Below are 7,279 nucleotides of genomic sequence, written 5' to 3' on the forward strand. Positions count from 1 at the left end.
GTGCTCGAACGCGCGTCAACGCTTGGCGACAAGATCGCGCTCTCCGTCATCGACCCGGACAGGGCCGAACACTGGAGCTATGGGCGGCTCGAAGCTGCCGTATTGGGAACCGCGCGTGGATTTCTCGACGCAGGCTTGCGGCCCGGCGACCGCCTGCTCATGCGGCTCGGCAACAGCGTGGAGTTCCCGATCTGCTATCTCGCCGCGCTCGCCGCCGATATCGTCCCGGTGCCGACCTCATCGCTCCTGACCGCGCCCGAGGTCGCCCAGATCGCCCGAGACACCGCGCCGCGACTGATCGTGGCGGAGGACGGCATTGCGCTACCCATGGACCCGCCCTGCCCGGTCCTGACCGCGAGCGCCATGCGGGTCATGGTTGCGCTTCCGCCCGCGCCTTACGCGATGGGCGATCCTGATCGTCCCGGCTACATCGTCTACACGTCCGGGACTTCTGGGCAGCCGCGTGCGGTGACCCATGCCCATCGCGCGATCTGGGCGCGCAGAATGATGTGGGAAGGCTGGTACGGACTGACCGCGAGCGACCGTCTGCTGCATGCCGGCGCATTCAACTGGACCTATACGCTCGGGACGGGACTCCTGGACCCTTGGACGCGCGGGGCGACGGCGCTGATCCCCGGCAAGGGGGTAACGCCGGACCAGCTCGGTCTTCTGATGAAGCAACACGACGCGAGCATCTTCGCCGCGGCGCCGGGGATCTACCGCCGGCTCCTGAGAACGAAGCTGCCGCCGCTCACAAGCTTGCGCCACGGGCTATCAGCCGGCGAGAAGCTCCCCGAGGCTACGCGCGCCGCTTGGGGGGCCGCGACCGGCACGCCGGTCTACGAGGCGTTCGGCATGTCGGAATGCTCGACCTTCGTGTCCGGTTCGCCCAACCATCCTGCCCCGCCCGGCACGTTGGGCTATCCGCAAGACGGCCGCCGCGTGGCGGTGCTCGGCGACGATGGGCCTGCCGGCTTCGACACGCCGGGCATTCTCGGCGTCTCGAAGCGCGACCCAGGGCTGATGCTGGGCTACTGGGGCGCCGAGGAGGAAACATCCCAGCGCTTTCAGGGGGAATGGTTCCTGACCGGCGATCACGTGCGCATGGGCGAAGACGGCGCGCTCACTTATCTTGGCCGAAGCGACGACATGATGAACGCGGGCGGCGTGCGGGTCTCGCCCATCGAGGTCGAAAGCGCGCTGAACGCCCATCCCGCGATCCTGGAAAGCGCCGCCGCGGAAGTCACGGTCAAGGCCGACACCACGGTCATCGCCGCGTTCTATGTCTCTGAGGCTCCGGTCGAGGCGAAAGTGTTGGAAGATTTCGTCGCCGGCCGCCTCGCCCGCTACAAATGCCCGCGCATCTATGCCCGCGTCGAAGCGCTGCCCAAGGGCGCGAACGGCAAGCTGCTGCGGCAGCGCCTCCGCCAGGCCTACGAGGAGGCCGGCCAGTCTTAGGACGCGGCGCCGATCACTCGGCCGCCTGCGGCCGGGCGCCGTGACCGGAACCTTCTGCCCAACGTTGCCGGCGCCGCTGCAGCCATGCGGAGGCGTTGTCCCCCATCATGAGGAGGCAGGGCGTGAGCACGAGCGTCAGCAACGTGGCGAATGTCAGCCCACCGGCGATGGCGCTGGAGAGCTGCGTCCACCATTGCGTGGACGGCGCGCCGATCGAGACATCCTGACCGATGATGTCGATGCTGAGACTGAACACCATCGGCATGAGGCCGAGAACAGTGGTGATTGAGGTCAGCAGGACCGGGCGCATGCGCTGGGCGGCGGTGCGCAGGATGGCCTCCTTGGGCGGCAATCCTTGCGCCTTCATGCCATTATACGTGTCGATCAGAATGATGTTGTTGTTCACGACGATGCCGGCCAGCGCGATGACGCCGATGCCGCCCATGACAATACCGAAAGGCTGACCGGTGACCAGCAGGCCCAACATGACTCCGGCGGTCGAAAAGATGATCGCGCTCAGCACCAGTGCGGTCTGATAGAAACTGTTGAACTGGGTCAGCAGGATCGCGGTCATGGCAAAGATGGCGATGACGAAGGCGTTCAGAAGAAAGTTGCCCGCCTCGCGCTGATCCTCGTCCTGACCCTTGAAGCGCACGGTCACCGCAGGGTCGAAATCGGCCTCGGCCACCGCCGCTTTCAGCTTGCGTACCTGATCGTCGACCAACAGATCCTCGGCGACGTCGGCCTGGATGGTGATGACGCGGCGGCTATCGGTGCGGTTCAGGTTGCCGGTCTTCGGCGCCGGCTCGAAAGTAACGAAGTTGCCGATCGGAACTTGCCCCTTGGGGGTCGGCACGCGCAGCCGGTCGAGCTGCTCCAGGTTGCGTTCGGCAAGCGGGAAACGCAGGCGGATATCGACCTCCTCATCAGCATCGTCGGGCCGGTATTCCGCGACCTTGATGCCGTTGGTCAACATGGTGACCGCATCGCCGAGCACGGCGACGTCGGCGCCGTTGCGGGCCGCCCTTTCTCTGTCGACCTTGAGCCGCCATTCAATGCCGGGCAGCGGCCGGCTATCCTGCGCATCAACGAATCCGCCGATCTGCTGCATTATCCGCCGCAGCTGCTCGACGGTCTCCGGCATTTTCTCCGGGGCGCGGGAGCTCACCAGCAGCTCGACCGGTTTGCCGGCCGACGGTCCGCCCTCCTGCTTGCGCACCTCCAGGATTACGCCGGGAATATCGGCGGTCAGCTCGCGAACTTCTTGTAGGATTTTCGACGCGGGCGGCCTGGTGCGCCAATTGGTGAACTCGAACTGGATGATGCCGATGACATCCTCGGCCGAGCCCGTCTGAGACGGCGCGCTCCCAGATCCCATTGTCCGCGCATAAACCGCCTCGAAATAGGGCAGCGCCAAGATGCGGGTCTCGACCTTGCGCACGACGGCGTCCATTTCCAGGACCGATAGATCGCCGCGGGCTCGTACCTGGACCTGCGCCAGATCGGGCTCGACATCGGGAAAGAACTCTACGCCGCGGCCGAACATGCCGAACGCCACATAGGTACCGATCAGAAACACCACGGCGACAGCAAGGATTTTCGCCGGATGCGCGAGCAGGCGTTTCAGCGAGCCGAGATAGAACCCCGCCGGGCCTCTTATTGAGTCGAGATCGCCATCCTCGGCGGCTTTGATGGCCGCCAGCAACTTGCCGTCATCCTTGTTGGCGCGGCCGATGATGCCGCCGAGCACCGGAATGAACACCAGCGCCATGGCCAGCGACGCCGCCAACGTCACGAGAACCGTGATCGGCAGAAACTTCATGAACTCGCCCACGACGCCCGGCCAGAACAGCAGCGGCAAAAACACGACCAGCGTCGTGGCCGTCGAGGCGATGATGGGCCAGGCCATGCGCTTGGCCGCCTCGGCATAGGCGACTTTGCGGTCCTTGCCTTCGGCCATTTTGCGGTCGGCCAGCTCCACGGTGACGATAGCGCCGTCCACCAGCATGCCGACCACGAGGATGAGGCTGAACAGGACAACGATGTTGAGCGTGAGTCCCATCCCGTAGATGACGAGGATGCCGGCGAGGAACGACCCCGGAATGGCCAGACCAACGAGAATAGCCGGCCGCACGCCCATGACCGCGACGATGACGATCATCACCAGGACGATTGCAGCGATCACGTTGTTCTGGAGGTCCCCGAGCATGTCGCGGATATTCTCGGATTTGTCCTGCATGAAGGTCACATCGACGCCGGCCGGCCAGATTGCCTGCTCAGCCGCCACGACCTCGCGGACGCTTGCGATGGTCTCGATGATGTTCGAACCGACGCGCTTCTTGACCTCGAGCGCCAGCGCGGGCTTGCCGCCGACACGGGCAAACCCTTGCGGATCCTTGTAGGTCCGGCGCACGGAAGCAACGTCACTGAACTTGACCACGGTGTTGCCGGCAACCTTGACGGGGAGGTTGAGCACATCGGTGACCTCCTCGATGACGCCCGGCACCTTCAGCACCATGCGCCCCGCGGCGGTTTCCAGCGCGCCCGCGGCCACCAGCCGGTTGTTGCGCTGGATCGTGCTCAGAACGTCGGCAAACGACACGTTGTAGGTTTCGAGCACCATGGGATCGACGATGATCTCCAGCAACTCTTCCCTGTCGCCGCCGATATCGACCTCGAGTACGCCGCGGAGGCCTTCGATCTTGTCCTGCAGATCGCGGGCGATGTTGACCAAGGTGCGCTCCGGCACGTTGCCGGACAGGCCGACGGTGAGCACCGGGAACAGCGCCACGTTCACCTCGTGGACACGCGGCTCGTCGGTTTCCGGCGGCAGCTCGGCCTTGGCGATGTCCACCTTCTCGCGCACATCCTGGAGCGCCTGATTGGGGTCGAAGCCCGCATCGAATTCGAGCGTGACCGAGCCGTAGCCTTCCGCGCTGACGGCGCGCATCTCCTTGATGCCCTCGATGGACTGAAGCTCTTTCTCCATCGGGCGGACGAGGAGTCGCTCGGAATCTTCGGGCGAAATGCCCTCATAGGTCATCGAGACGTAAATCGTCGGGATCGGGATGTCCGGCTCGGACTCCTTGGGGATGGAGATATAGGCGACCGTCCCCATCACGATGATCATGACGAAGGCCAGCGCCACCGTGCGGGTGCGCGTGAAGGCTGCGTCGATCAGGGCATTCATCGTCTGGACGTCGGCTCGTCGACGCTTCCCGTGGGAAGAAGAGCGGCAGCTTCCCGCGACCCGTCAGGCTCGGCCTTGCCTTGCTCCTCGGCGACCTGGACCTCTTCGCCGATCTGAACGAAGCCATGGCCGAGGGTAATGATGCGCGCCTGGGGCGGCAGACCCGTGATCCAAGCGCCGTCGACATCCGACAGCACGATCGATGCCGTGTGAAAGGTGACCTTGTTCTGCTCGTCGACCGTCTTGATGCCGAGCTTGCCCTCGTCGTTGAGCGACAGCGCCGCCGGCGAAACGAAATGCGCCATAACGGTTCCGGTAGGCACCCTCGCCTCGGCGCTGATACCCGAGGGAATTTCTCCGTTCGGGTTGGGCAGCTCGACCTCGACGCGGAACGTGCGCGTGTCCTCATCGGCCCGCGCCGCGACATAACGGATCTTGCCGTCGCGCTGCTGACCGGTGGCGAAGGTCACCGAGGCTGACTGGCCGAGCTTCAGAGCGGAGACGTCTTGCTGGGTAATCCTGACGCTGACCACCAGCGGATCGTTGTCGACGATGGTCGCGACCTCGCCGTTCACATCGACAAAGGCGCCGAGTTCCATGGGGCTCGACAACACGACACCTTCGAAAGGCGCCTTGATCTCGATACGCTCGAGCTCGATGCGCGCCTCCTCCAGCTCGGCCTTGGCGGTCTGTAGCGAGGAGAAGGTCTGATCCGCTTGGCGTTGTGTCTGGTAGCCCTTCTTGCCGAGAGACTCGGAGGCCTCGAACGCGCTCTGCTGCTCGCGGACGCGCGCCTCGGCGCGCAGAAGCATTGCCTTGCGGTCGTTCGGCTCAAGCCTGACGATGATGTCGCCGGCAGTGACGCTGGCGCCTTCGTCCGCGAGGATTTCGGAGATCTGGCCTTTGGTCTCGGCGCGGATCGTCACCGTCCGGTTCGGCTCCGCCTGCCCTTGGGCGACGATGAACTGCTCGACCGGCTTGGCCTCTTGGGTGCGTACAGAAACGGTTATCGGCGCGGCCGTCTTGGCGACGGCCGGCGCATCGGGGGTTTCTTTGCCCGACGACTTCAACGCATAGCCGCCGAGCACCCACGCGGCGAGGCCGAGGGTGAAGAGGGCAGCAATGACATATGACTTGTTCACAGACCTAACTCCTACGGCATCGCGTTCAAGCAGGTTGCGTCGCGCCTTCCCGTCTTTGGGGAGCCAAGCTCGCCCGCTTCTTGTCCCACTCTTCTATGACAGTCACGAAACTTTCGATCAGCGCCTCGTAGAAAGCATCGAGTTCCGCGAGCCGCTCTTGCGCATCGATCAAATCATCCGGCAGCGCCTCTTGTGCACCCCCCACAACCTCGCGCGCGCGGCGCATCCGCTCCACAATTCCCCTCAACATCCGCGCATAGGGCTGGCGGCTCAGCCTGAAATAATCCTGCCGGTCGCCGGGTACGGCGGTACGCTCGAGGACGCCCAGGTCTTCCAGCAGCCGCGTATTCGTGCTGATGCTGGCCCGGCTTACGCTCAAGCGCTCAGCCAATTCGGTGAAGCCGAACGGCCCCCCATGCACGATCATCAAGCCCATAATGCGGCCAGCAATGCGCGGCAAGCCGTCGGCCTGGGTGATCAGACCCATGCGCTCGACGAACTCGGAGATCGCCAGTTCGGTGTCGTGTTCCATGGCCGGAGATATGGTGCATCTTGTTTGTTCAGTCAAGACTGAACATTCTGATACTTATTTCCGAAGCCCGCTTCGACCGTCTAATTTGGCCAGCGCGGCGGACCGGATCACCCTTCCGATGCCTGGCAATTGCCCCCCAGGCCGACCTAAGAGTCGCGCTCGACGGCGATGGAGCCATCTCTAGCCATGCCCACGATTTACGAAGTCGAGCATCTGCACCAACCCGACGGCTGGCTCTCGCCCGGATATCTCGAAATCGACGACCGCGGCGTGATCGTCCGCGTGTCCGGCCATCGGATCACAGGGGAAGAGTCACAGAGGCTGGCGGGCTTCGGCGTGCCCGGCCTATCGAACCTTCATTCCCACGCCTTCCAACGCGGACTTGCCGGTCGCACCGAGCACGTCACCGGCGAGCCGGCGGAGGACAATCTCTGGACGTGGCGAAAGCAGATGTATCGCTTCGTCGATCGTCTGACTCCGGAGGACTACGAAGCGATCGCGTCGTTGGCTTATTTGGAGATGCTGCAATTCGGCTTCACCTCCGTTTGTGAATTTCACTATGTCCACCACCAGAGTGGCGGCGACCGCTATGACAATCCGGCCGAAATGTCGGGCCGGCTGATCGCCGCCGCGGATCGGGCCGGGCTGGGATTGACGATCCTGCCCGTGCTCTACGCCCACGGCGGCATCGGCAAGCCGCCGGAGAAAGCGCAACTGCGGTTCGTCCACGGTGTGGACCAATATCTCGCCCTCATCGACACGTTGCGCGGCCGCCGCGACAGGTGCGCGACGCTACATGTCGGCGCTGCCTTGCACTCTTTAGGGGCAGTGGCGCCCGATGAGGTGCGCGCCGCAGTAGCGGGCGTGAACGCCATCGATCCGGCGGCGCGGCTCCATATTCACGTCTCGGAGACGACCCAGGAGGTCACCGAGGTCGAGGCCGCGCTGGGCGCACGT

Annotated in this window: 5 protein-coding genes; 2 read left to right on the top strand and 3 right to left on the bottom strand. The window is 64.4% G+C overall.

Features of this window, described 5'->3' with window-relative positions; translation table 11 throughout:
- A partial coding sequence (locus ACSLE4_RS06070; RefSeq protein WP_435903584.1) for a class I adenylate-forming enzyme family protein occupies window positions 1–1,458 on the top strand: 1,458 nt, incomplete at its 5' end.
- Window positions 1,459–1,471: 13 nt separating this feature from the next.
- On the opposite strand, the gene ACSLE4_RS06075 is transcribed toward ACSLE4_RS06070, so the two are convergent.
- Genes ACSLE4_RS06075 through ACSLE4_RS06085 form a run of 3 tightly spaced genes read right to left on the bottom strand, consistent with a single transcriptional unit; the run spans window position 1,472 to window position 6,322 of the window.
- Window positions 1,472–4,648, bottom strand: a complete 3,177-nt coding sequence (locus ACSLE4_RS06075; RefSeq protein ID WP_435903585.1) for an efflux RND transporter permease subunit — start codon at window positions 4,646–4,648, stop codon at window positions 1,472–1,474.
- Window positions 4,645–5,790, bottom strand: a complete 1,146-nt coding sequence (locus ACSLE4_RS06080; protein WP_435903586.1) for an efflux RND transporter periplasmic adaptor subunit — start codon at window positions 5,788–5,790, stop codon at window positions 4,645–4,647. Before ACSLE4_RS06080 ends, ACSLE4_RS06075 begins: the two co-directional genes overlap by 4 nt.
- A 25-nt stretch (window positions 5,791–5,815) precedes the next feature.
- Window positions 5,816–6,322: a GbsR/MarR family transcriptional regulator gene (locus ACSLE4_RS06085; protein WP_435903587.1), complete on the bottom strand. Its 507-nt coding sequence runs from the start codon at window positions 6,320–6,322 to the stop codon at window positions 5,816–5,818.
- A 186-nt stretch (window positions 6,323–6,508) separates the two neighbouring features.
- On the opposite strand from ACSLE4_RS06085, the gene ACSLE4_RS06090 reads away from it, so the two are divergent.
- On the top strand, window positions 6,509–7,279 hold a 771-nt coding region (locus tag ACSLE4_RS06090; RefSeq protein ID WP_435903588.1), incomplete at its 3' end, for an amidohydrolase family protein.

Source organism: Methyloceanibacter sp., from assembly GCF_051306395.1.
In the GTDB taxonomy this organism is placed as follows: Bacteria; Pseudomonadota; Alphaproteobacteria; order Rhizobiales; family Methyloligellaceae; genus Methyloceanibacter.